This is a genomic window from Bifidobacterium tibiigranuli (assembly GCF_009371885.1).
Taxonomy (GTDB): Bacteria; Actinomycetota; Actinomycetes; order Actinomycetales; family Bifidobacteriaceae; genus Bifidobacterium; species Bifidobacterium tibiigranuli.
The window spans coordinates 224910-247406 of record NZ_QLZA01000001.1 but is presented as its reverse complement, the minus strand read 5'-3'; the positions used below and the strand labels follow the sequence as shown (position 1 = coordinate 247406).

Annotated in this window: 19 protein-coding genes; 5 read left to right on the top strand and 14 right to left on the bottom strand. The window is 61.0% G+C overall.

Annotation, left to right across the window (positions count from 1 at the left end):
• Positions 1-189: 189 nt before the first annotated feature.
• From DDF78_RS01165 to lepA, 5 genes are all read right to left on the bottom strand, one after another.
• Positions 190-684 carry a VOC family protein gene (locus tag DDF78_RS01165; RefSeq protein WP_152579800.1) on the bottom strand — a complete coding sequence of 165 codons (495 nt, stop codon included), beginning with the start codon at positions 682-684 and terminating at the stop codon, positions 190-192.
• Between the two features lie 178 nt (positions 685-862).
• On the bottom strand, positions 863-2446 hold the full coding sequence (locus DDF78_RS01160) for a xylulokinase (RefSeq protein WP_152579801.1): 1584 nt from the start codon (positions 2444-2446) through the stop codon (positions 863-865).
• A 111-nt stretch (positions 2447-2557) separates the two neighbouring features.
• Positions 2558-3088 (bottom strand): YbhB/YbcL family Raf kinase inhibitor-like protein, encoded by a 531-nt coding sequence (locus DDF78_RS01155; protein WP_202613162.1) that lies wholly within the window; start codon positions 3086-3088, stop codon positions 2558-2560.
• Positions 3089-3509: 421 nt separating this feature from the next.
• Positions 3510-4862 carry a radical SAM family heme chaperone HemW gene (gene hemW, locus DDF78_RS01150; protein WP_152579802.1) on the bottom strand — a complete coding sequence of 451 codons (1353 nt, stop codon included), beginning with the start codon at positions 4860-4862 and terminating at the stop codon, positions 3510-3512.
• Positions 4863-5086: 224 nt separating this feature from the next.
• On the bottom strand, positions 5087-6964 hold the full coding sequence (lepA, locus tag DDF78_RS01145; protein WP_152580004.1) for a translation elongation factor 4: 1878 nt from the start codon (positions 6962-6964) through the stop codon (positions 5087-5089).
• 267 nt (positions 6965-7231) lie between these two features.
• Here lepA and rpsT point away from each other — a divergent pair, with 267 nt between their 5' ends.
• The 3 genes from rpsT to DDF78_RS01130 all read left to right on the top strand — a co-directional run bounded on the left by rpsT (position 7232) and on the right by DDF78_RS01130 (position 9104).
• Positions 7232-7492, top strand: coding sequence for a 30S ribosomal protein S20 (gene rpsT / locus DDF78_RS01140; protein ID WP_152579803.1), 261 nt, complete (start codon positions 7232-7234; stop codon positions 7490-7492).
• 317 nt (positions 7493-7809) lie between these two features.
• Entirely contained in the window at positions 7810-8361 is a 552-nt protein-coding gene (locus tag DDF78_RS01135; RefSeq protein ID WP_152579804.1) for a VOC family protein, read from the top strand.
• Positions 8362-8372: 11 nt separating this feature from the next.
• Complete coding sequence (locus DDF78_RS01130) at positions 8373-9104, top strand: MerR family transcriptional regulator (protein WP_202613161.1); 732 nt, start codon at positions 8373-8375, stop codon at positions 9102-9104.
• 217 nt (positions 9105-9321) lie between these two features.
• On the opposite strand, the gene DDF78_RS01125 is transcribed toward DDF78_RS01130, so the two are convergent.
• The 3 genes from DDF78_RS01125 to DDF78_RS01115 all read right to left on the bottom strand — a co-directional run bounded on the left by DDF78_RS01125 (position 9322) and on the right by DDF78_RS01115 (position 12452).
• Positions 9322-10137, bottom strand: a complete 816-nt coding sequence (locus DDF78_RS01125; protein WP_152580005.1) for a trimeric intracellular cation channel family protein — start codon at positions 10135-10137, stop codon at positions 9322-9324.
• Between the two features lie 327 nt (positions 10138-10464).
• Positions 10465-11592 carry a branched-chain amino acid aminotransferase gene (locus DDF78_RS01120; protein WP_152579805.1) on the bottom strand — a complete coding sequence of 376 codons (1128 nt, stop codon included), beginning with the start codon at positions 11590-11592 and terminating at the stop codon, positions 10465-10467.
• Between the two features lie 218 nt (positions 11593-11810).
• Positions 11811-12452 carry a 50S ribosomal protein L25/general stress protein Ctc gene (locus tag DDF78_RS01115; protein WP_152579806.1) on the bottom strand — a complete coding sequence of 214 codons (642 nt, stop codon included), beginning with the start codon at positions 12450-12452 and terminating at the stop codon, positions 11811-11813.
• 593 nt (positions 12453-13045) lie between these two features.
• Here DDF78_RS01115 and DDF78_RS01110 point away from each other — a divergent pair.
• Positions 13046-14074, top strand: a complete 1029-nt coding sequence (locus DDF78_RS01110) for an alpha/beta hydrolase (protein ID WP_152580006.1) — start codon at positions 13046-13048, stop codon at positions 14072-14074.
• 261 nt (positions 14075-14335) lie between these two features.
• Positions 14336-16372 carry an AMP-dependent synthetase/ligase gene (locus DDF78_RS01105; RefSeq protein ID WP_162000631.1) on the top strand — a complete coding sequence of 679 codons (2037 nt, stop codon included), beginning with the start codon at positions 14336-14338 and terminating at the stop codon, positions 16370-16372.
• Positions 16373-16690: 318 nt separating this feature from the next.
• On the opposite strand, the gene era is transcribed toward DDF78_RS01105, so the two are convergent.
• The 6 genes from era to DDF78_RS01075 form a co-directional block, all read right to left on the bottom strand.
• A complete protein-coding gene (gene era, locus DDF78_RS01100; RefSeq protein ID WP_152579808.1) occupies positions 16691-17749 on the bottom strand; it encodes a GTPase Era in 1059 nt (352 codons plus the stop codon).
• A gap of 60 nt (positions 17750-17809) precedes the next feature.
• Positions 17810-19378 (bottom strand): hemolysin family protein, encoded by a 1569-nt coding sequence (locus DDF78_RS01095; protein WP_152579809.1) that lies wholly within the window; start codon positions 19376-19378, stop codon positions 17810-17812.
• Positions 19379-19391: 13 nt separating this feature from the next.
• On the bottom strand, positions 19392-19934 hold the full coding sequence (gene ybeY / locus DDF78_RS01090) for an rRNA maturation RNase YbeY (RefSeq protein WP_152579810.1): 543 nt from the start codon (positions 19932-19934) through the stop codon (positions 19392-19394).
• The gene (locus DDF78_RS01085; protein WP_152579811.1) at positions 19931-21175 is read right to left on the bottom strand and encodes a PhoH family protein; all 1245 of its coding nucleotides are present in this window, start codon (positions 21173-21175) and stop codon (positions 19931-19933) included. The genes ybeY and DDF78_RS01085 overlap by 4 nt, the downstream gene beginning before the upstream one ends.
• Before the next feature lie 7 nt (positions 21176-21182).
• Positions 21183-21521 (bottom strand): histidine triad nucleotide-binding protein, encoded by a 339-nt coding sequence (locus tag DDF78_RS01080; RefSeq protein ID WP_152579812.1) that lies wholly within the window; start codon positions 21519-21521, stop codon positions 21183-21185.
• Between the two features lie 130 nt (positions 21522-21651).
• Entirely contained in the window at positions 21652-22449 is a 798-nt protein-coding gene (locus tag DDF78_RS01075) for a 16S rRNA (uracil(1498)-N(3))-methyltransferase (RefSeq protein WP_152579813.1), read from the bottom strand.
• Between the last annotated feature and the right edge of the window lie 48 nt (positions 22450-22497).

Sequence of the window (22497 nt, the reverse complement as noted above, 5' to 3'; positions counted from 1 at the left end):
TGCTTGGATAGAATACCGCTCGGCAATGTCAAGAGGGTTTCGAGAGTCCATATACCGAGTTAATTGCATGGGTTCTGCGGTGTTTCGTGGAGGTTTGGGGAGGTATGGGGAAGTTGCAGAAGGTTTGGGGAGGTTGATGGGTTAAAGGCGTAACGGCCGGCTTATGCGTTCTTTTCCCTTACCTCGTCTTTATTGGGCCGTCTTTATCGGAACTGCGAAACCAGCGTCATGACTCCAATCGACCACGGCCTCGATGTTGTTGCCGTCCGGGTCCAGCACGAATGCCGCGTAGTAGCCCGCATGGTACGGGCGCGGGCCGGGAGTCCCATTGTCATGTCCGCCGGCGGCGAGCGCCGCATCGTAGAGCGCCTGCACTGCGGCGCGGTCTGGCGCGAGGAAGGCGATGTGGGTTGGCGCGTATGGTTGTTGCGATGACTGCCCATGTGGCTGCTCGGCTGTGCCATTAGCTGCGTCGTTAGCCGCGTTGTTGGGCACACTGTTAGCCGCGCCCTCATCAAGCGGCGAAACGTAGAAATCGGAATGCGGCGTGCCGTCATCGACGCCGAACCCGAGCGTCGACTCGTGATGCGTCTTCACCACATAGCCGAGCGGGGCGAGCGCCGCTGTATAGAATGCGATGCTGCGTTCGACGTCGCGCACATGCAGCGTCATATGATCGATCATGGTATTCTCCTGCTCTTGTATTCTCAGCCCCGGTCGCTATGCCCCTTTCGTGACGGATACTGCCGGTAAGCGTCACGAAAAGGGGCACTGCCCAAGGAGTCCTGCCCCTTTTGTGACGCTAGTTACGAATGAGCGTCACGAAAGGGGCATTGTCAGTGTGATAAGCGCCAAACTCAGCTCATCCAAGCCCGTTAATGGCCGGGTACAGCGCACGGTAACGGCTGTAGACCGCATCGTACAGGCGCACGGTTTCCCCATCTGGCTCATAGGTGACACTGTCGCGGCAGGCGCGCAGCCGGGCCGTGGCCTCATCGAGCGAGGCAAAACGTCCAAGCGCGTAATGCACTAGGAACGAAAGCGCGGCGGCCGGCATGACGTCCGCGTTGCGGAACACTTCGATGGAGTGGCCAAGGACATCGGCCATGATCTGGCACCAGACATGCTCCCGCGCTCCCCCGCCAATCAGCGTGATCTCCGACGGTTCGGCGTCGAAGGTCTCCAAACCCTGACGAATGGAAAAAGCGACTCCTTCGAGCGCCGCGCGCGCCATATCCGCAGCCGTCGTATCGGCTGAAAGACCGACATAGGCACCGCGAATGGAGGCGTTCATTACCGGAAAACGCTCACCGGAGAGATATGGCAGGCACAGCACGCCATTACTGCCAGGCGTACTACGAGCCAGCATCTCGCCCATGTGGTCGTAGTCGACGCCGCTGCTGGTGCCTTCACCATCACGGTCTTCGTCACTATGAGTTTGGTCACCACCATTCCCCGCAAACACGGACGTAATCCAGTGATGCACATTGCCCGCATTAAGGAACGGCACGCCATTGATAACGCTACTGCTGACGCCACTGCTAACGTCGTTGCGCGCGCCTCCCGCCGTGGTACGGGCGAGATTCGCGACGCCAGCCCGGTCTGTGATTGGTTCGGGCGAGACGGTGGCAATCCATCCAGAAGTGCCGATGTTGATGTTGTATTCGCCCGGTTCGGTCACACCGCTGGCAAGCGTGGTGGCTCCCGCATCCCCGATGCCGGCGAACACGGGCGTGCCAAGCGCGAATCCGGTCAGCTCTGCGGCCTGACTGGTGACCTCGCCCACGCGGTCCTCTGGATTATGCAGCGCCGGGAACAGGGCCTCATCCATGTCTGCCGCATCGATCAGGCTGCTGCTCCATGCGCGCTGGCGAATATCCATCGCCCCGACCGTGGAGCTGGCGACGACGTCGGCCACCAATGCCCCTGTCAGTTTGGCGATGAGATAGTCCTTGGCATCGAACAATACATGACGTGTTTTCGCGAAATTCTGCGGCTCGTGGCGTTTGAACCACATGAGTTTGAGCAGCGGCAGCGAGCCTTCGAGCTGATTGCCGGTCAGCTTGTGGAAGGACTCGCCGCCTACGATTTCGGCAAGTTCACGCGCCTCGCGATCTGCCCGACCGTCCGAGTAGAGCATCGTGCGGCGCACCGGGTTCAGCTGTTCATCAAGCGCGATGACATCCTGCATCTGCCCGCTCATGATAATGCCGAGAATGCTGGCCGGGTCGAACTCTGGCACAGATCGCGCAGCCTGCGCCAGCATGGCGTGAGCCGTTTGCAGGAACGCCCGCCACCAGTCACGCGGGTCCTGCTCCTGATGCCCATCGCCAGTGAATAATGGCATCGCATCGCTCGAGCACGACGCAACAATGCCGCCATCGTCGTCGGTCAGCGCCGCCTTGACCGCCGTAGTACCCGCATCGAATGTCGCAACATAGCTCATGCAAGCCCATGGTAGTCAGGCTGGGTTATGAAATGCAGCAAGCAAACGTCAAAGTTGCGTCTGGCAGTACCGATATCAACGACGCGGCCGGCCTTGTATCGCGGCTCCGGCTCATTCAAAAAGACCATCGACGCAACCAATGCCTAAAACCTTCCCACGCATCGCCTTGCGCAGTCTTCTCAACGTTGTCATGCCGCCGAGGTTAAGCTCTCCGTTCACCGCATACACGGTGAAAACATACCGGTGCGTCGTTCCCCTGGGAGGCTTCGGGCCTCGGTACCGATGCCAGCCATAAGCGATGCCCTGCCGCGCGTTCACTCTTCCCGGGCGAGTTCCTTTGGCGATATTCGCAGCAATGTCAGGGTCGACTGGCAGATTCCAGATGAGCCAATGCGTCATAGAACCGAAAATCGGATGGCTTTCATCTCTCAGGACTATCGCCAGCGTCTCAGTCCCCTCGGGAATCGACAACAAATGGAAGCTCGGCGAGATATCGTCGCCGCGCCCCGTGAACTCAGTGAAAAACCTGTGGTCTTCGCCAATCCCGCCGCACTGTACAAGAAATTCCTGCATGACGCCCAGCTTTCTTCGTAGCTCTGTGATTCGCACACTGATGGAGCCGACAACTGTTTCGCCCATCATATCCACCATTCACCACCGGTCGAAGGCCTGAAATCCTGATAGTTGAGCTGTGCACCAAGATTTCAACTCATACTTTTGGTTTGCCCTATGCGCGTTTCTCATGGTTATGCATGCAAGAACGAGCGTTCTAGTCTTCCGAGGCGACCAATCATGCCGAAAATCTCTCGTTGGCATCCGCAAATCAGTGTATCTGCGTTACGTGAGGCGTTAAATCTATGGGACCTCAAGTAGCGCCGCCCGAAAATGGCGGTTTCCGACTGCCCTATACTCGGCTCATCAGGAAATAACGCCTCACACAACGCAGATAGACCTCCGCAAGGGTGGATTAACGCCTCACATAACGCCGATAGCCGCGTGCAACGGGAAAATCACGCAGCAGCACACGTATCGGCAGAAAATCGTGAGCCGAATCGTGTGTGAATCACAAGCCAACCATGTCGAAGAACTGCTCGATGAGGTAATCGTTGAGCAGGCGGCCGCGCAAAGTGGGGACTATGCGGTTGCCGTGAATCGTGAGTAGGCCGTCATCGCCCAGTTTGGCGATGCGAGTGCGCCGCAGGGCGAAATCGTTGTGATTGTTAGCTGTGCCGGGTGCAAAGGAATCGGTCGAAGCAATATCGTCCATATTGGAATAATTCGCATGAACGCTGCCTATAGCATTGTCTCCATCAGGCTCGCGCATCGCCCGATCGATTCGGTTCAGATCAAGGCCTTCGTGCAAGCGTAGTCCAAGCATGATGAGCTCTTCGAGGTTCTCCTTGGCAGTGATGGCCTCTTGGCCCTGCCACGGCACTGCGCCGCTTGAAATCGACTCGCCCCACACGCGTGGATGCTTGATATCCCACGCCCTGACCCCTGCCTGCAGCGGATGCAGTTCATATTTTGCCGCATCGTGGTCGTCGGGCTGCGCGAGTCCAGTCAAGCGGCTCACCGACGCGCGATTATAGTGGCTGTGCGCACCCGGTCCGATGCCCGCCCAGTCGACGTTGCGCCAATAGCCGAGGTTATGCTGGCTCTCATAGCCCGGCCGCGCCCAGTTCGACACCTCGTACCATTGCAAACCCGCTGCGGAGAACAGGTCCTCGGCTATTTCGTACTTGGTCGCTTCGTCGTCGTCATCGGGCTTCGGCAATCGACCGGAACGCACCATGCGGCCCATTTTCGTCGTCGGTTCCAGCGTGAGCGCGTACGCGGAAATGTGGTTGACGCCCAGATCGACCGCCGTTTTCACGGAGTAGCGCCAATCCCCTAGGCTCTCTCCCGGCGTGCCGTAGATCAGATCCACGCTTGAGCGGATTCCGGCTTTGTTGGCGGCCCGAACCCCCGCTTCGACATTTGCAGGGGTGTGCGTGCGATCAAGCGTCTTGAGCACGCGCGGCACCGCTGACTGCATACCGAAGGAAATCCGCGTGAATCCGGCGTCCGCAAGCGCGGCAACGTAGTCCTCATCAACGGTGTCAGGATTGGCTTCCGTGGTGATTTCCGCGCCTGGTTCCAGCCCCCAGAGCTGTTCGACGGCGTGCAGCATGCGTGCGAGGTCATCGGCGGGCAGAAGCGTGGGAGTGCCGCCGCCGAAGAACACCGTCGATGCGGCGGGTTCGACAATGCCATGCTCGTACTGCCAGCGCTTGACCAGCCGCATCTCCGCAATCGCCATTGTGGCGTAGTTGCTTCGGCTTGCTCCGCCGCCCATATCCGGCGAGGTGTACGTGTTGAAATCGCAGTAGCCGCAGCGTCGGATGCAGAAAGGGACATGGATGTATACCTCAAACATGATAATGTACCAACTCCCGACACTGCCTTCGCAGCCTTAGCGGCTGCTCACCTCGGCTACTGAGAGTCCACAGGACTCTCAGCCTAACGCCTCGGCATCGAATACAAAACGGAACATGGACATAAACCTCAAACATGATAATATGCCACTTCCAACGCTGCCTTCGCAGCCTTAGCGGCTGCTCACCTCGGTTAAAGACCGACGATGACTGCGCCATACCTCTACTACTCGCCCTTCTGCGCGGCGCGGATCTTGTCTTTGGTGTCGCGGTCTGTCGCGCCGTCGTCGGTGGACAGCGCGGCAATGAACGCTTCCTGCGGCACTTCGACATGGCCGAGCATCTTCATGCGCTTCTTGCCGGCCTTCTGCTTTTCGAGCAGCTTGCGCTTTCTCGTGATGTCGCCGCCGTAGCATTTGGCGAGCACATCCTTGCGCAGCGCGCGGATGGTTTCACGCGCGATGATGCGCGAGCCGATGGCGGCCTGAATGGGAATCTCGAACTGCTGGCGCGGGATGAGCTCGCGCAGCTTCTTCGTCATCATCACGCCATACGCATAGGCCTTGTCGCGGTGGACGATGGCGCTGAAGGCGTCGACCTTCTCGCCCTGAATCAGGATATCGACCTTGACCAGGTCGGCGCTCTGCTCGCCGTCCTCATGGTAGTCGAGCGATGCGTAGCCTTTGGTGCGGCTTTTGAGCTGATCGAAGAAGTCGAAGACGATCTCCGCCAGCGGGATGCGATAGTGCATCTCGACGCGCTCGGCGCTGATGTATTCCATCGTGCCCATTTCGCCGCGATGCTCCTGGCACAGGTCCATCACCGAGCCGATGAACTCCTTGGGCGTGATGATGTCGGCGGCGACCATCGGCTCGATGATCTTCTTGATCTTGCCTTCGGGGAACTCGCTCGGATTGGTGACATGATGCAGCGTGCCATCCTCGGCGGTCACATCGTAGGTGACGTTGGGCGCAGTAGAGATCAGATCCAGCCCGAATTCTCGGCTGAGCCGTTCCGAAACGATTTCCATATGCAAGAGCCCCAGGAACCCGCAGCGGAAGCCGAACCCGAGCGCTACCGAGGTTTCCGGCTCATAGACGAGCGCAGCGTCATTGAGCTTGAGCTTGTCGAGCGCCTCGCGCAGCTCGGGGAACTGGGCGTTATCAATCGGAAATAGCCCCGAATACACCATAGGCTTGGGGTCGCGGTAGCCCGGCAGCGGCTCGTTCGCCGGCCTGATTGCAGAGGTGACCGTGTCGCCTACCTTCGACTGGCTCACGTCCTTCGCGCCGGTGATTACATAGCCGACCTCGCCTGCGGCAAGCGCCTTCGTCGGCACCATATCCGGGCTGATCACGCCGATTTCGATGGGCTCATGCGTCATGCCGATGCCCATCATATGCAGCTTCTCGCGCGATTCGAGTCGGCCGTCGACCATGCGGATGTAGGTCACGATGCCGCGGTAGGAGTCGTAGACCGAATCGAAGATCAGCGCGCGGGCCGGTGCCTGCGAGTCGCCCGAAGGCGCGGGCACGTCCATGACGATCTGATCGAGCAGATCGCGCACGCCTTCGCCGGTCTTACCTGACACGCGCAGCACGGATTGCGGCTCGCAGCCGATCAGCCCGGCTATCTCCTCAGCGTGACGGTCCGGCTCGGCGCTGGGCAGGTCGATTTTATTGAGCACTGGAATGATGGTGAGGTCATGCTCCATCGCCATGTACAGGTTCGACAGCGTCTGCGCCTCGATGCCCTGCGTGGCGTCGACCAGCAGTACGGCCCCCTCGCACGCGGCCAGCGCGCGGGAGACTTCGTAGGTGAAGTCGACATGCCCGGGGGTGTCGATCATGCCGAGCGTGTATTCGGTGCCGTCGACGGTCCACGGCACGCGCACGGCCTGCGATTTGATGGTGATGCCGCGCTCCTGCTCGATGTCCATGCGGTCGAGGAAGCGGTCGCGCATCTCGCGCTCGGGCACGATGCCGGAGAGCTGCAGGATGCGGTCGGCGACGGTGGACTTGCCGTGGTCGATATGCGCGATGATGCAGAAGTTGCGAATCAGCGACTGATCGGTAAACCCGGGCCTGTTCTTCGGTTCAATCACTTGACGTGCGTCTCCTTGCTGCTTGTTGCTGCCAACGTGCCATTCCATGCGCTGTTTCTGCGGTTGTGCCTCCAACGAATGTCAGTGCAGTCGCTGCTTCACAACCACACCAGTCTACCGGCTGCTGTAGGCATTGCAGTACGGCCTTGAGCAACATGCACCACAGCGCGCAAGGCAACACCCATGCCACCACATAGGGATTATCCGAATGTGGTGTTAACATACTTGTTTGTATGTCCTTATAGAAAACGTTGTTTGGAGTAGATAGTGGCAAACATTAAGTCGCAGAAGAAGCGCGTTCTCACCAATGAGAAGGCGCACCAGCGCAACGTGGCTGTGAAGTCGGGTCTCAAGACCTCGATTCGCGCCACGCGTCAGGCCATCGATGCGGGTGACAAGGAAGCTGCTGAGGCTGCCTACCAGGTCGCCGCGCAGAAGCTTGACAAGGCCGCCGGCCGTGGCGTGATTCACAAGAATCAGGCTGCCAACCGCAAGTCCGGTCTCGCCGTCGCGATTAACGCGCTGTGATGTGACGGGTCTGACGACCCATCGCTTGTAAAAAGCCCGCAGGTTCACGCCTGCGGGCTTTTTGCATGTCCGGTCTTGCGTGGTCTGGGTATCGTCCGCCACTCGTAGCAACATCACGCAAAACACGCGGTTAGCGTGACAAACGTACTAGAAGCGCAAGTTCCTAGTAGTAATGTCACGCAAATCGTCGTGTTTGCGTGACGAACATACTAGGAACTGTGTCTGCTCGTTGGGGCTCGCAGCGACGCCAACGGAACGGTTCTGCGACACGCCTGAAACTTGACCCTCACGTTGCGTCAGGCGGGAAGCTTAGGTGTATGAGCAATTACTACAACGCCTTTGAAATGAGTCCAGTCCCTACGCCCGGCGTGGATGCGGTTGCGCCTGAGCCGTTCCGCGGCATCTACGGGATGCCGATGTTCGTCATCGTGCCCACCCGCGACCTTGCTGCATCGGAACGGTTCTGGCGAGACGCTCTGGGCTTCTTCAACCTGTTCGCCATCCCGGGAAGTCTCACGCATCTGCGGCGGTGGGCGTTCCAGGATGTCCTTCTCGTGCCGGCCGCCACACAAGCCGACACGGACACCGACTTCGACACAGACATTGACGCTGCGCCGGCGGCGAGCGTGAGCTTCGCATGTGTGCTGGGCGAAATCGAGAGCATCGCCGCAGCCTGCGAGTCGGTGCGCCCCGGATGCGCCAAAGGGCCGAGGGCCACCCCGTGGAATACCGTTGACCTCGAAATCACGACCCCGGAGCGCCTGCGCGTGACCTTCACCGCAGCAAAGCCCTTCGACCCGGCAAGCCAGGAGGCCCGCAATCTCGCAGGCATCGGAATCGTCGGGCCCGAAGAAACCCCGGGCGCATAAGGAGAAGCCAGATGAGCGCCGATTCATCCCAAGGGCTGACCGTCGGGCAGACGGCGGCCCGCTTAGGCGTGAGCGTGCGCACACTGCACCATTGGGACGCGACCGGCATCGCCTCGCCGCCTTTGCGAGACTCCCGCGGGTATCGAATCTACACCGCCGCCGATGTCGCCCGTCTGCAGCGGGTGATCGTCTACCGAGAACTCGGAATGCCGCTTAAGAGCATCAAGACCCTTCTCGAGGGCGATAATGCGGACTCCGTCGCTGAACTGCGCAGGCAGCACGAGCAGGTGAGCGCGCAGATCGCTCACTTGCAGGACATGCTCCGGGGCCTGGAACATATGATCCATGCCCGCGAGAACGGAGTGCTCCTGACCGCCCAGCAGCAGGCCGCGATCTTCGGACCGGAATGGCAGGCTGACTGGATGAACCGCGCCCGCAAGCAATGGGAGGACACCCCGCAATGGGCCGAATACGCGGAACATGCGGCAAACCGCACCCCAGCCGAATGGACCTCCATAGCACGAACCAGCGCAGAAGTTGACGCCGCGCTCGCAACAGGAATGCGCACCGGTGTCAAGCCGGGCAGCGACGAGGCTAATCAGCTTGCCGAACGGCATCGCGCAGCCTTCAGCTCCTACTTCCACCTGACCTACAGCATGCAAGTCCTCTCGGGACGCATGTACGAGTCCAACCCGGAGTACTACGAGCACTATAACCGGCAGGAACCAGGTCTTGCGACATGACTGCGCGAAATCATCGAGGCAAACGCCCGCGCCAACGGCGTGAACCTCGAAACAGTCACCTGGTCCTAGGCGAGACGTCGTTACCCCGTCCGCCACTCGTAGCAACATCACGCAAAACACGCGGTTAGCGTGACAAACGTACTAGGACATGTGCTTGCACGCTCCCTCCGGACAGCCGCGGCAACCCCTCGCTCGGTCACCAACCGACCGGCATACACTACTTCGCCCCGCCCGATGTGCGCGGTTCATCGTTATCGCCGCCAGCGTCATCATCGTCACGATTCCGGCTATGGCTCGAAGCGCCTGAGTCATGAGCCTGCGGGTGAATGACCGGCCGACGCAAGTACCGACTGGGCTGTACCGGCGGCAGATGAGCCTCGTGGCGTCGCAGCGCGCCGGGAAGCTGGATGTTGAACACCACCGAGAGGATACGCATCGCGACTACGATGCCTACTATCAGCACATCGCCGATCATCTCGGCGTTGAACGTGACCAGTCCGGCGCTCAGTGCCTTGCCCAGCAGCACGGTGAGCACGCAGCCGACGAACGATGGCACCGCATACCAGTGCCGGTCCTTGATGACCGCCGGCACTTCGTTGAGCAGCACATCGCGTATCAACCCGCCGGACAGCGTGGTGAACATGCCGATGAACACCGCAGTCATGCCGGAAGCGTGATAGATCAAGGCCTTCGAAGTGCCATTGACCGCGAACAAGCCCAATGCCAATGCGTCGACCACCAGCATGGTCCATTTGAGCTTGTCGACTTCCGGGTGGATGACCGCCACGACAAGGCCCGAGGCCAGCGTGGTCAGCACCAGTCCCCTGTCCGATATGCCCACAGGCGGGAAGATGCCGAGCAGCACGTCACGCACAATGCCGCCGCCCACCGCCGTGAGCCAGGACGTCATGAGGATGGAGAACAGGTCATACCTCTTGTGCACAGCCATCAGGCCGCCGGAAAGCCCGCAGCAGAAGATGGCGAGGTATTCGATGGCCATGAAAAACGCATTGCTTTCCAACACCGGTTCCATGCTCACGCCCCCCTGCCTGTTTGCTCGTTCTTCAATACCCGATTCAGCAACTTGCCAACGCATGCTTACCTATTGCAGTACCGAAGAATAGAGGGTCAGGCTGACACAAACGCGGCTACGCGCAAACAGCCACAGCCAAGCTAAAATTCCGGCTCCTTCTGTGGCTCTTGATCAGCGCTAATTTCAACGTTCAGGCCAACGCAACGAGGGTCTGTCGGAAACGCGCTAACGCATTTCCGACAGACCCTCGTCTATGTACAGCTCGCGGTTCGTGAACTAAATCCGTGAATCAAATCACTGGCCTAGCTCACAGCCAAACGAAACCGCTCAGCAAACCTTCCACATCCAGTCGTGCGGATCTTCGATCTCGCCGAGCTGGATGCCGAGGAGCTGGTTGCGGGTGGCAACAGTGTACTCGCCCGAGCCGCCGTCGCCGACGGTTACATCGAACTTCTCGGACTTGAAGTGACCGATCGGGGTGATGATCGCCGCGGTGCCGCAGGCGAACACCTCGGTGACTTCGCCCGACTTGATGTCGTCGAGCAGGTCCTGCAGCTTGATCATGGTCTCGACCACGTCGCGGCCCTCATCCTGCGCGAGCTGGATGATGGAGTTGCGGGTCACGCCGGGCAGGATGTTGCCGGTGAGCGACGGGGTTTCGAGATGGCCGTCCTTGTGCACGGCGAACATGTTCATGCCGCCGAGCTCTTCGAGGTAGGTCTTGGTCGCAGCATCCACGAAGCAGACCTGCTCGCAGTCGTTCTCGATGCCGCGGTATTCGCCGACCAGGGAAGCCGCGTAGTTGCCGCCGCACTTGGCGAAGCCAGTGCCGCCAGGGCCGGTGCGGAACCAGGTGTCCTCAACCCAGATGTTCACGGGCTTGACGCCGCCGGGGAAGTACGGGCCGGACGGCGAGGCGATCACGCAGTAGTCGACCTCTTCGGGCGCGCGCACGCCGAGGAAGGGCTCGGAGGCGAACAGGAAGGGGCGCATATACAGCGTGTACTCGCGGCGGGTCGGCACCCAGGCCGCATCGCGCTTGACGAGCGCGGCGACCGAGCCCAGGAAGTCGTCCACGGGCAGTTCGGGCAGGTAGAGGCGCTTGGCGGAATTGCGGAAGCGGTTGGCGTTCGCATCCGGACGGAACAGCCAGACCGAACCGTCGTCGTGATGGTAGGCCTTGAGACCTTCGAAGCATTCCTGCGCATAGTGCAGCACCGAAGCGCCCGGGTCCAGCTTCAGCGGGGCATACGGCTCAACGCGGCGATCCGACCATCCTTCGCCCTTGGTCCATGACATGTGAGTCATGTTGTCGGAGAAGACCTGGCCGAAAGCCGGCTTGTCCGTCAGCTCCTGGCGCTTGGCATCCGAGGCGGGATTGTCGTTGGGCAGCACTTCGAACGGCTCGGCGAGCTTGTTCAGCGCTGCGGGATCATGATGATTGTTTTCACTCATTCCTTGGCTTCTTTTTCTGTTTTCATCGTCTTCACGGTGCAGGTTCAGGTACGTCGACGCTTATGGCGTGGCGCTGCCTCACATTCTAGACACACAAATCACATCGCGTTAATGGGCGGTTCACATTATGAAAAGGAGCCTGCACGCGAATGCAGGCCCCTTATATTCAGACCGGTGTCTCGGCTGCCATCTCAAGACGACTGAGTGTCGCTTGAACGTCACGCAGCGTCCGCAGGAGCGGCATCGGTGGTGGCCGCAGCGGCATCAGCTTCGGCGGGGGCTGCGGCCTCGGGGGTCGCAGTGGTCTCCGACGCATCCTCAGGCACCTCGACGGTGACGACGGATTCCTCGCCATTGGTGCTGGCGTCCAGCTCGGCGCCTTCGGGCAGTTCGATGTCCTTGGCGAACACCTTGGTGCCATCGGTCATGCCTTCGACGTTCACCACGATGCGCTCAGGCAGGTTGGAGACGTCGGCGCGCACGGTGAGCTCCTGGATGTCGACGAACGCGACAGCTGCGCCCTTCGGGGTGCCCTCGACGAAGACCGGGACGGAGACCTCGATCTTCTCGCCGGCCTTGACTTCGTAGAAGTCGATGTGCTCGACGATGCGCTTGACAGGGTTGCGCTGCACGTCCTTGACGACGGCCATCTTGGAGTCGCTGCCGAACTCGATTGTGAACAGGGCGTTCGTGCGACGCAGCGCCAGCGTGGTCTCGCGCATCGGCAGCTTGATGAAGACCGGCTGGACTCCGCCGGCGTAGATGGTCGCGGGGATCTGCTGCGCGACGCGCATGCGGCGGGCAACGCCCTTGCCGAATTCGCCGCGGACTTCGCCCTTGAGTGTGATGGTATCTGCCATGATGGCTCCTTATACATAACCTATTCGTACGGTTTCTCTGCCTCGTTCAGCGCATCGGCGCGCCAACGAGCGGCACCTTACGATAACCGCCATCAGCTCAGTCGATTACGGAATTCGCATTCCCTCGCCAAAGCACGACAAGCCCCTTCGCCTCGACGCCCGTCATGAACCGTGATGAACCACTGAACACAGGCATCGCATGCGCCGACACTCGTCACAGCAACACCCACCAGTCTACCGTGGCCTTGGACAACGTGACTTTGGCAGCATGATGGTGAACAATGCCTTTCAGCCAGCGCTTTACACGCCGGCACGTTGCCAAAACGGACGATTCATGCCATGTGATGCATATGCGCAGCGTTTCATCGCCTCGAACGCTCGACACGATAGCCCGATATGATGGAGGACAGGCTTAAGGCAATAGCAGGCGGCATCTGCGAGGAGGCGACATGGGCGCACAGGATACACGAGGCATACAGCGGGCACATGGGGCATCGGCGGCATCGCAACGCGCGCAACGTATGCAACGCACGCAACGCATGCAGCAGGGCTTGCCACGCGAACAGCGACAATCGCAGCGCGATACGAAAGCCATGCGCTACCTGCCGGCCTATCTGGGCGCAACCGCAGCTTTGGGCGGTGCCGCACTGTATGCGCTTGCCGATTTCCAATTCAGATTTACCTTGGACACCAATTCGCGCTTCTCGCTGCTCTCCCTGTCCAAGGACACCAGCCGCCGAAGCCGCCGGAATCCTCGCGACCAGCGCAACCGCCGTGGCCATCGCGTATATACGGAGCCGCCGCACCGCGACGCCGACGAAGAGCGCGAAGCCGAGAAGTGGTTCGATGACGCCAAGCATTCGGTGAGCATCACGAACGAAGACGGTCTGCGCCTGCACGCATGGTCCTTCGACCCGGACTGCGCCAGCCCCAATCCGCACTGCTATGTCATCTGCTGCCACGGGTTCTCGGGCGGGCCTGCGCAGATGGCGAAATACGCGCATCGCTTCGCCACGATGGGCTTCACCGTGCTCACGCCGGCGAGCCGCTGCCGTGAGCTGAGCGAAGGCCGGTACATCGGCATGGGATGGCTGGAACGACGCGACCTGCTGCAATGGGTCAGATTCATTGCGGCGCAGGATGCCCAGGCACGGATGCTGCTCGATGGCATCTCGATGGGGGCCGCGACGGTGATGATGGCCTGCGGCGAGGAAAGCCTGCCGCCCAATGTGGTGGCAGCGATTGCGGACTGCGGCTTCACGAGCGTATGGGACCAGTTCATGTTCAATGCGCGGGCGCTCTATCATCTCCCCCGTTGGCTGGCGGGTCTGCTCGTGCAGGGCATGAGCCTGATCGCCGCGCACCGGGCGGGCTATGGGTTCCGCGAGGCATCCTGCGTGAATCAGCTGGGCAACGTGCGCATACCGATGCTGTTCATCCACGGCGGCGCGGATGATTTCGTCTCCCCCGCCTCGCTGGACAAGGTGTTTCAGGCATGCGCCAGCCCGCGCAAGCAGCGCCTGCTGATTCCGGGGGCCGGGCACGCCATGAGCGCCAGCACCGATCCGGTGACGTACTGGAAGCGGGTGAATGCATTCGTGTCGCCACTTTTTGATCAATAGGCGATCAGCAGTGATCAGTAAGCGATCAGCGGACACTCAGCAGACGCGGTAGCTGCTACAGACTCGTCGGCGCAATCAGCGCACCGACATTATCTATTCGCGCGTGAGCCGCCTACGCTACCGTAAGGTGACGGGCAGGCTACAAACGATTACTATCACAAGGAGAAAGCCGCAGCAGCGGATGCCATCGGCGATGAGAATCGCATGGCGAAGGACCGCTGCACGGCAGGACGACGAAGGCCAACGGCCAAGGAGCATTACGTGTCTGTTATCAACTCGATCGAACAACAAGCCCTGAAACTCACCCGCAAGGCGCTTAGCCTCGGCCCCGGCTTCTCGCATCCCACGAGCGACGACACGCCTGACATCCCCGACTACGTCAGGCCTGAAGACATCTCCGCGCAGAACGAGGCCAGGGACCTGCCGCATGCCGACGAGTGGCGCACCGGCTTCCCCACCACGACCTTCATCGACCCGCACACCGGGCTGCTGACCGCGACCACCGCCAGCATCGATCCGATCGATGAGGGCATGTCCGTCTACGACCTGTATGCTGAACGCGCCGAACGCCGTGGCGACGACCCGCTCTACACCTTCCAGTCCGGCGACGCCTGGATCAGCAAAACCGCCAACGAGTTCCTCGCCCAGGTGCGCGAAGTAGCAAAAGGGCTTATGCACTACGGTCTGAACAAGGGCGATACCGTCGCCTTCATGTGCCGCACCTCGTACGAATGGGATGTGACCGACGCGGCGGTGCTGGCCTGCGGCGGCGTGCTGGCCACGATCTACGACACCGATTCGGCCGAGCAGATTCGCAACATCGTCAACAACTCGGATGCACGGCTGCTCATCGTCGAAACCACGGAGATGCGCGACAAGGCCGATGGCGCCATTGAGGACTGCCCGACGCTTGAGGACATCATCTGCATCGAAACGGGCGGGCTCGACGAGCTGCAGGCCTACGGCACCGGCGTCAGCGACGAGACGCTGGACGCGCGCATCGATTCGATCAAAAAAACCGATCTGTGCTCGGTCGTTTATACTTCAGGCTCCACCGCCTCGCCGAAGGGCGTGGAGATGACGCATGAGCACTACTGCATGACCGCAATGGCGCTGTGCAGCTACATGCCCGAGCTGCTTGCCGACCCGAACAACACTGTGCTGCTGTTCCTGCCGCAGGCGCATACCTTCGCGCGCGCCATCAATTACATCGTCGCGGCCAGCGATATGCATATCTATATCGCGCGCGGCATTTCCACGCTTATCACCGATCTGCAGGTAGCCAAGCCTTCAATCATGATCGTGGTGCCCCGCGTGCTTGAGAAGGTCTACAACGCCGCCTCGCAGAAGGCCGGAACCGGTCTCAAGGGCATGGCCTTCGCATCGGCTGTGGTCGCCGCGCAGAACTACATGAAGGAGCTCAGTGCCAAGGGCAAGGCCAGCACAGGACTCAAGATGCGCCGCGCAGCCTTCGATCCGACCGTGTACCGCCCATTGCGCGACGTGCTCGGCGGGCGCTCCAAGTGGATAGTCGCCGGCGGTGCGCCGCTCGACCCGCAGCTGCTCGCCTTCTTCCGTGGCGCCAACGTGCCGGCGTACGAGGGCTACGGCCTGACCGAGACCACCGCGCCTTGCGCGTTCAATCCACTCGGCACGCCTTTCCACGAGGGCTCGGTCGGCATCCCCTTCCCCGGCTTCTCGGTGCGCATCGCGCGCGACGGCGAGATTCAGGTGCGTGGCACGGGCGTCTTCAAGCGCTACCACAAGAACGACGAGGCCACCGAAACCTCCTTCACCCCCGACGGATGGTATGCCACCGGCGATCTGGGCCACCTGAGCGACGACGGCTTCCTGACCATTACCGGGCGCAAGAAGGATCTCATCATCACCGCCGGCGGCAAGAACGTGGCCCCCGGCCCCATCGAAGAGGTCATCCAGCACTGCTCCTTCGTCTCCCAGGCTCTCGTGCTCGGCGACAAGCGCCCGTTCATCTCCGCGCTGATCACCATGGATGAGGATTCGCTGCGCATGTGGCTTGGATCCAAGGGCCTCGACCGCGATATGCCGTTGGAACAGGCCGCCGAGAATGCCGCGGTGCGCGCCGAAGTGCAGAACTTCGTGGATTTGGCCAACGAGGGCGTCTCTCGCGCCGAATCCGTGCGCAAGTTCATCATCCTGCCCGAGGAATTCACGCAGGACAACGGCCTGCTCACCGCCTCGATGAAGGTCATCCGCCCCAAGGTCATCCGCCGCTACGCCACCCTGCTCAACACGCAGATGTACACCAAGCGCAAGTAAGGCTTTGCTTGTGTCAGCCGGAAGACTGGTTTCGGCTGAATGAATCAGCTTTTATTGTCACAACTCCTGCATGAACATGACCCTTGTGCGGGAGTTGTGACATATGATCACGTTCATACGTCACAAGGCCCGCGCTATCATGAAGGTAGTGCGGGCCTTGTGACGTTTCAGCCCGTTCAAACGATACAACTCCCGCATAGACACTGTAATCATGCGGCAGTTGTGACGTATGAACGTCGCATTGCATATGACATTCACATTCGTACGTCTCAAAGGTTAAAGGGTAATCCAGCCAAAACAGCTACTGAGGCTGAGAACCTAGAATCCGAGCTTTTCGAGCTGCTTGGGGTCGGACTGCCAGTCCTTGGCGACCTTGACCTGCAGATCGAGACGCGATTTCTGACCGACAATGCGGTTGACCGGGGTGCGCAGCCGCTTGCGCACCTGCACAAGATGCTCGGCCTTATGCCCGATGATGATGGGCTTCTGCGAGTTGCGTTCGACATAAATCGACACGATGACATGCGCCTTGCCATCGGCAGCCACGCCAAGCTCGGCATCCGGGCTGTCAGGGTATTCTATCGAATCCACGACGACGGCGAGCGAATGCGGCAGCTCATCGTTCAGCTCTTCCAGGAAGGCGCCGCGCACCAGTTCGGCGATGGTATCCTTGGGGCTTTCCTCGCTGATCTGATCGTCCGGGTACATCTGCGGACCTTCAACCATATGGTCGATCAGCACGCTTCTGACCTCGTCAAGATTGTCGCGGTCGAGCGCGCTGACCGGAACCAGCGCAGTGAAATCGGCGAATTCGTCAATCTCGATGAGCTTGGCGACCAGCTGCTGACGCCCCAGCATGTCGATTTTCGTGACAATCGCGATAAGCGGCACCTTCCACTTGAACGTGCCGTCGTCGCGCCTGATAGCAAACTGGCTGCGCAGGCGGCTCAGAATCCGCTTGTCCCCCGCGCCTATCTCCTGATCGGCGGGCAGCAGAAAGGCAATCTCGTCCACATCGCTCAGCGACTCGTCGACCACATCATTGAGGCGCTGGCCCAGCAGGGTACGCGGGCGATGGATACCTGGCGTGTCGACCAGCACCAGCTGCGCGTTCGGGGTCGTGAGGATGCCACGGATGGCCTTGCGTGTGGTCTCGGGCCGCGATGAGGCGATGGCGATCTGCGTGCCGAGCAGAGCATTGATCAGCGTGGATTTGCCGACATTCGGACGGCCCACGACCGCCACGAATCCTGACCGGTAGGCCTCGCTATGGCTCACTGGCTCGCCTGGGGCCACCGCCGCTGTATCACTTGGGGCCGCCGATTCGCCTTGCGTTGCCGACTCGCCCTGTGTCGTTGTCTCGTCGTGTTCGTTCATACTTTTCCTTGCTGTGATTTGCTGTGATGTCGTGATTACTGTGGTTGTCGTGCAATACGGTCACTGTGCCGCATCGTCACTGTGTTTATCAATACCGTGCTTATCGACGCTGTGCCTATCAATACTGTATTTATCGTGTTTGCTGGTGTTGCGTTTATCGCTGCTGCGGCTGCCGTCGCTGCGGCTATCATCGTTATCCTGGTTCTCATGCCTCGAAGCATCCGAAGACTCGGAGGAGGACGAGACCTTGGACTCTTCCTGCGTACGCAGGTCAGCCGGTGCGCCGTTCGATTCACCGGCAGGCTCCACAAGCACCGTGGACACCTTCTTGCGCCGCCCTGCGGAATCGACGGCGGTGAGCTTGAGCCCACGGGTCACCGCGCTATTGCCCACGATCGGCACGCGGCCGAGCAATTTGGTCAGCAGCCCGTAGACCGTGTCGACGTCGTCCTCGTCGATGTCGACCTCGAAAATCTCCTCCAAGTCGGCTATCGGCGTGCGCGCAGGCATGCGCCATGTGCGTTCCCCGACCCGCTCCGGCTCGCTGTGCTGGGTGCGGTCATGCTCGTCTTCCAGCTCGCCCACGATCTGCTCAAGCGTGTCCTCAATCGTCACCAGGCCGGCAATGCCGCCGTATTCATCGACCACCATCGCCACATGCTGGCGGGTGCGCTGCATCTCGTGGAACAGGTCGTCAACCGGCTTGGATTCGGGCACGAGCATCGGCTGGCGGCATATCGTCTCGACGCCGCGCGTGCCGGCGGCCGGGTTGAAGGCCGTGGCCCGCACCGCGTCCTTGAGGTAGACGATGCCCACCAGATCGTCCACATCCTCGCCGATGACCGGCACGCGCGAGAAGCCGGAGCGGGTGCACAACTTGAGCAGGTCCTCAAGCGAAGCGTCGTGCTCGATGCAGATCATATCGGTGCGCGGCACCATGATCTCGCGCGTGAGCGTATCCGAAAGCGTGAGCACATTGCGCAACATCTCGGAGACCTCGGGGTCGAAATCGTTGGATTCCACAAGCCGATCGATGGCCGCACGACCTTGCTCAAGCTGGATTTTCTCAAGCTCCTCGTCATCGGAAAGCTCCGACTCGCGCGCACGGCGCTTGGAGACCTGCCGACCGCCGATGTGCGCAAAAGGCGTGACCGCCACGGCGAATGACACCAGCCGAGCCCGCCCCAACAGGATGTCGACCGGTTTGGAGGCTCCCGCCGAGCGCGGCCGCACCAGAATCGAAATGACGGCCACAATCAGCGCGAACACAAGCCCGATGAGCAGCTGCTCCCACAGCGCGGCGCCGAACAGCGCGGCGATGCAGCTCACCAGCACGCCATCCAGCACATTGCAGGCGATGCGGAAGAAAGCGCATGACCCGGATGTAGCGAAACGGTCGGCGATCAGCCGCTGGACCGTATGAATCCTCGCGATCTTCTTCAGCCGCGAAAAACGGCTGGTTTCCGTGTCGGTCTGCACCTCGAAAATCAGATTGTTCAGGCTCGCGCGCGTCACACGGCCCACAGCGGCCTCGGCGGCGGCCATGGACAGCGAAAGCCATACCAGCAGCAGGGCGACCACGGCGAGCGCCGCGACGAGCAGCAGCATGGTCGTATCAGGAAGAGACATGAGCGCAGCTCCCCTACTTGCCGACGCCGTGCGCGGCATGCTCGGCGTCGTATACGGCCAATGCGTCGCCCGCGCCTGCAGGAAGCTGAGCGGAGCCTATCGAGGATTCGCGCACGGCCATGAAGGTCAGCAGCAATTGCCGCTGCAGCGCGAACATCTGCCGCTCCTGCTCCGGGGTGACATGGTCGTAGCCCAGCAGATGCAGCGTGCCGTGAATGGTGAGCAGCATCATCTCCTGCATGGTGCTGTGCCCGGCCGCCGCAGCCTGTTGCGCCGCCACCCACGGACAGATCACGATGTCGCCCAGCACACCTTCCATAGTGGTCTTGCCGTCGCCGGGGCGCAGCTCGTCCATGGGGAAGCTCATCACGTCGGTCGGCCCTTCAAGGTTCATCCAGCGCTCGTGCAGGTGTGCAATCGGGTCGGGATCCACGAAAAGAATCGTCAGGTCGGACTGCGTGCTCACGCGCATCTGGTCCATGACCCACAGGCCCAGTTCGGAGAAGACCTTGGAATCGAGCTGCCAGACGGTTTCGTTGGTGACTTCGACGCTCATCGCTGCTCCTTAGTGCTGGGTTCCTCAACGCTGGATTCGTCAACGCTATGCTCATCAACGCTTTGCTCAGTCATGCTGCGCTCTCTACTATTGTTGCTCCTACCGCTCTTGCCGCCTTTGCCGACCTTGGCATGGCGGTCATAGGCTTCGACGATGCGCCCCACCAGCTCGTGGCGCACTACGTCGCGCGCATCGAGATGCACGAAGGCGATGTCATCGAGACCGCCGAGGATGCCTTCGATCGTCGCCAGCCCGGAGCGCGGCACGGTCAGGTCGATCTGCGTGATATCGCCGGTGATCACCATCGTCGTGTTGAAGCCCAGGCGTGTGAGGAACATCTTCATCTGCTGCTCGGTCGTATTCTGCGCCTCGTCGAGGATCACGAAAGCGTCGTTGAGCGTCCGCCCGCGCATATAGGCCAGCGGGGCGACCTCGATGGTGCCGTCATCCATGTAGCGCTTGAGCTGTTCGGCACCGAGCATATCGGACAGCGCATCGTAGAGCGGGCGCAGATACGGGTCGACCTTCTCGTTGAGCGTGCCGGGCAGAAAGCCCAGGCTCTCCCCCGCCTCGACCGCAGGCCGCGTCAGCACGATGCGGCGTATCCGCTTGTCCTGAAAGGCGCGCACGGCCTTGGCTACGGCGAGATAGGTCTTGCCGGTGCCCGCAGGCCCGATCGCGAAGGTGATGACATGCGATTCGATGGCGTTCACATAGTGAATCTGCCCTGGCGTCTTGGGCCGGATGGGCACGTTGGAAGCGAAGGTAATGACACCGGGGACGCGAGGCCTGCCGGTCGATGATGCATCGCCCTCATGGCGTCGCTGCGAAGCGACGGTCGCTCCTCTGCCTCCTATGCGAGCGGTATTGCCACCGCTGCCTGCCGTACGTGCGCTGCTGCCAGCGCCGCGACGAGTCGACGGGTCGGAGGCGAAAACCGTCTCGCGGGTGCGCACATGGTTGCGCAGCACATCGCGTTCGAGCATGCGCCGCACCGAGTCGGCGTCCAGCGGCGCACTATAGGCCGCCTGAATAATCGTCTCGATGATGTTCTGCGCCTTGTCGGCATCGCTCTGGGTGTTCTTGGAGCGCGAAAGAATGGCGACGCGGTCGCCGCGCACAACGAAGGTCAGCTCGGGAAAGGCTTTCTCGACCTCTCGGATGACTTCGTCTACTGGTCCGAATACGGCGACGGGGTCGAGTTCGCGCGGAATCGTGATGGTGCGTGTCGTTGTGGCCACGGAACCCCTACTCGCTCAGGACTTCGCCGGTGAGCACATGCGCATGCACGTGGAAGACGGATTGCCCGGCATCGTGGCCGGTATTGAATTCCAAGCGGAACTCGCCGTGGAAGGCCTTGTCGGCGATCCCCTGCGCCACCGCGACCATATGCACCAATTGCGCGGGGTCGTCCTTGGCCAGCTCGGCGACATTGGCATAATGCTTGCGCGGGATGATCAGCACATGGACCTTGGCTTTGGGATTGATGTCCTTGAACGCGTAAGTGGTCTCGTCCTCATATACGGTCTCACTGGGAATCTGTCCTGCGGCTATCGCGCAGAACAGGCAATCGTCAGATGCGCTCATCATGCTCCTTTTCAGGCGTTCGTGTATCGTATGCGCCCAGCTCCATGCTATTGTGCCGCACGGATAATTCCCGGCCAGACCGGTATTCGGATTGCTTTAGGCGCAACGGACCGTATGCTCTGCAACCATGCTATGCAAACCGCCCCAGCGCCCGCGAGAGCAGCGAAAGCGCCACCGGTCCCGCGCTTGAGGCCCGCATGATGGTCGATCCCAGTACGCATACGCGGGCTCCGGCCCCGGCAAACTGCGCTATCTCATGGTCGCTGATGCCGCCTTCCGGCCCCACGACCACCGAAATCGTGCGTTCCCGACCATCGTCAAGGCAGCGCTGAGAGAGCGCGGCGATATCGCCTTCTATGCCGCCCCATGTCGTCGTCGCGTCCTGATGGAGCACGATGACCAGGTCGCCATGCACGCTGGCTCGTCGGCATATGGCGAGCACCTGTTTGCTCGTGACGCACTCGCCAAGTTCGGGCATCCATGCCCGCCGTGACTGCTCCGTGGCCGAGGCGAGGGTCTGGTGCCATTTCCTGTCGCTGCGCCCTTCCTTCCATTTGGCGATGGAACGCTCGGCCTGCCACGGGATCACCGCATCGACGCCGATCTGCGTGGCCATATCGATGGCCTGCTCGTCGTGGCCGGTTTTCGCCAGCGCCTGAATCAGCGCCAGACGGGTCATCGGGCGCGGTTCGCGCCCTACCTCGACCACTTGCGCAACGCCTTGGCGCGCGTCAAGCAAGGTCGCACGTACGCGGAGCCCGTTGCCGTCGCTCAGCTGCAACGCGTCGCCATCGCCCAGCCTCATGGCCTGCGTCGCATGCCTGCGCACGGCGTCGGGCAGCGTGAGATTCCATCCGGTGTGCAGCTCATCGCTGTTCAGCGGGGTGTCGTCATGCGTGGTATCGAGTATGAATAAGGGGTCGGTCATGGGTCCAAGGCTACACAGCAGGCAGCCGAGAGAAGGTTACGCGACACA

What these genes read in the sequence shown, in the direction of transcription:
- DDF78_RS01165 (WP_152579800.1), bottom strand. Translation starts at nt 684, where the DNA reads ATGATCGATCATATGACGCTGCATGTGCGCGACGTCGAACGCAGCATC.
- DDF78_RS01160 (WP_152579801.1), bottom strand. Translation starts at nt 2,446, where the DNA reads ATGAGCTATGTTGCGACATTCGATGCGGGTACTACGGCGGTCAAGGCG.
- DDF78_RS01155 (WP_202613162.1), bottom strand. Translation starts at nt 3,088, where the DNA reads ATGATGGGCGAAACAGTTGTCGGCTCCATCAGTGTGCGAATCACAGAG.
- hemW (WP_152579802.1), bottom strand. Translation starts at nt 4,862, where the DNA reads ATGTTTGAGGTATACATCCATGTCCCTTTCTGCATCCGACGCTGCGGC.
- DDF78_RS01135 (WP_152579804.1), top strand. Translation starts at nt 7,810, where the DNA reads ATGAGCAATTACTACAACGCCTTTGAAATGAGTCCAGTCCCTACGCCC.
- DDF78_RS01130 (WP_202613161.1), top strand. Translation starts at nt 8,373, where the DNA reads ATGAGCGCCGATTCATCCCAAGGGCTGACCGTCGGGCAGACGGCGGCC.
- DDF78_RS01125 (WP_152580005.1), bottom strand. Translation starts at nt 10,137, where the DNA reads ATGGAACCGGTGTTGGAAAGCAATGCGTTTTTCATGGCCATCGAATAC.
- DDF78_RS01120 (WP_152579805.1), bottom strand. Translation starts at nt 11,592, where the DNA reads ATGAGTGAAAACAATCATCATGATCCCGCAGCGCTGAACAAGCTCGCC.
- DDF78_RS01115 (WP_152579806.1), bottom strand. Translation starts at nt 12,452, where the DNA reads ATGGCAGATACCATCACACTCAAGGGCGAAGTCCGCGGCGAATTCGGC.
- DDF78_RS01110 (WP_152580006.1), top strand. Translation starts at nt 13,046, where the DNA reads ATGCGCTACCTGCCGGCCTATCTGGGCGCAACCGCAGCTTTGGGCGGT.
- era (WP_152579808.1), bottom strand. Translation starts at nt 17,749, where the DNA reads ATGAACGAACACGACGAGACAACGACACAGGGCGAGTCGGCAACGCAA.
- DDF78_RS01095 (WP_152579809.1), bottom strand. Translation starts at nt 19,378, where the DNA reads ATGTCTCTTCCTGATACGACCATGCTGCTGCTCGTCGCGGCGCTCGCC.
- ybeY (WP_152579810.1), bottom strand. Translation starts at nt 19,934, where the DNA reads ATGAGCGTCGAAGTCACCAACGAAACCGTCTGGCAGCTCGATTCCAAG.
- DDF78_RS01080 (WP_152579812.1), bottom strand. Translation starts at nt 21,521, where the DNA reads ATGAGCGCATCTGACGATTGCCTGTTCTGCGCGATAGCCGCAGGACAG.
- DDF78_RS01075 (WP_152579813.1), bottom strand. Translation starts at nt 22,449, where the DNA reads ATGACCGACCCCTTATTCATACTCGATACCACGCATGACGACACCCCG.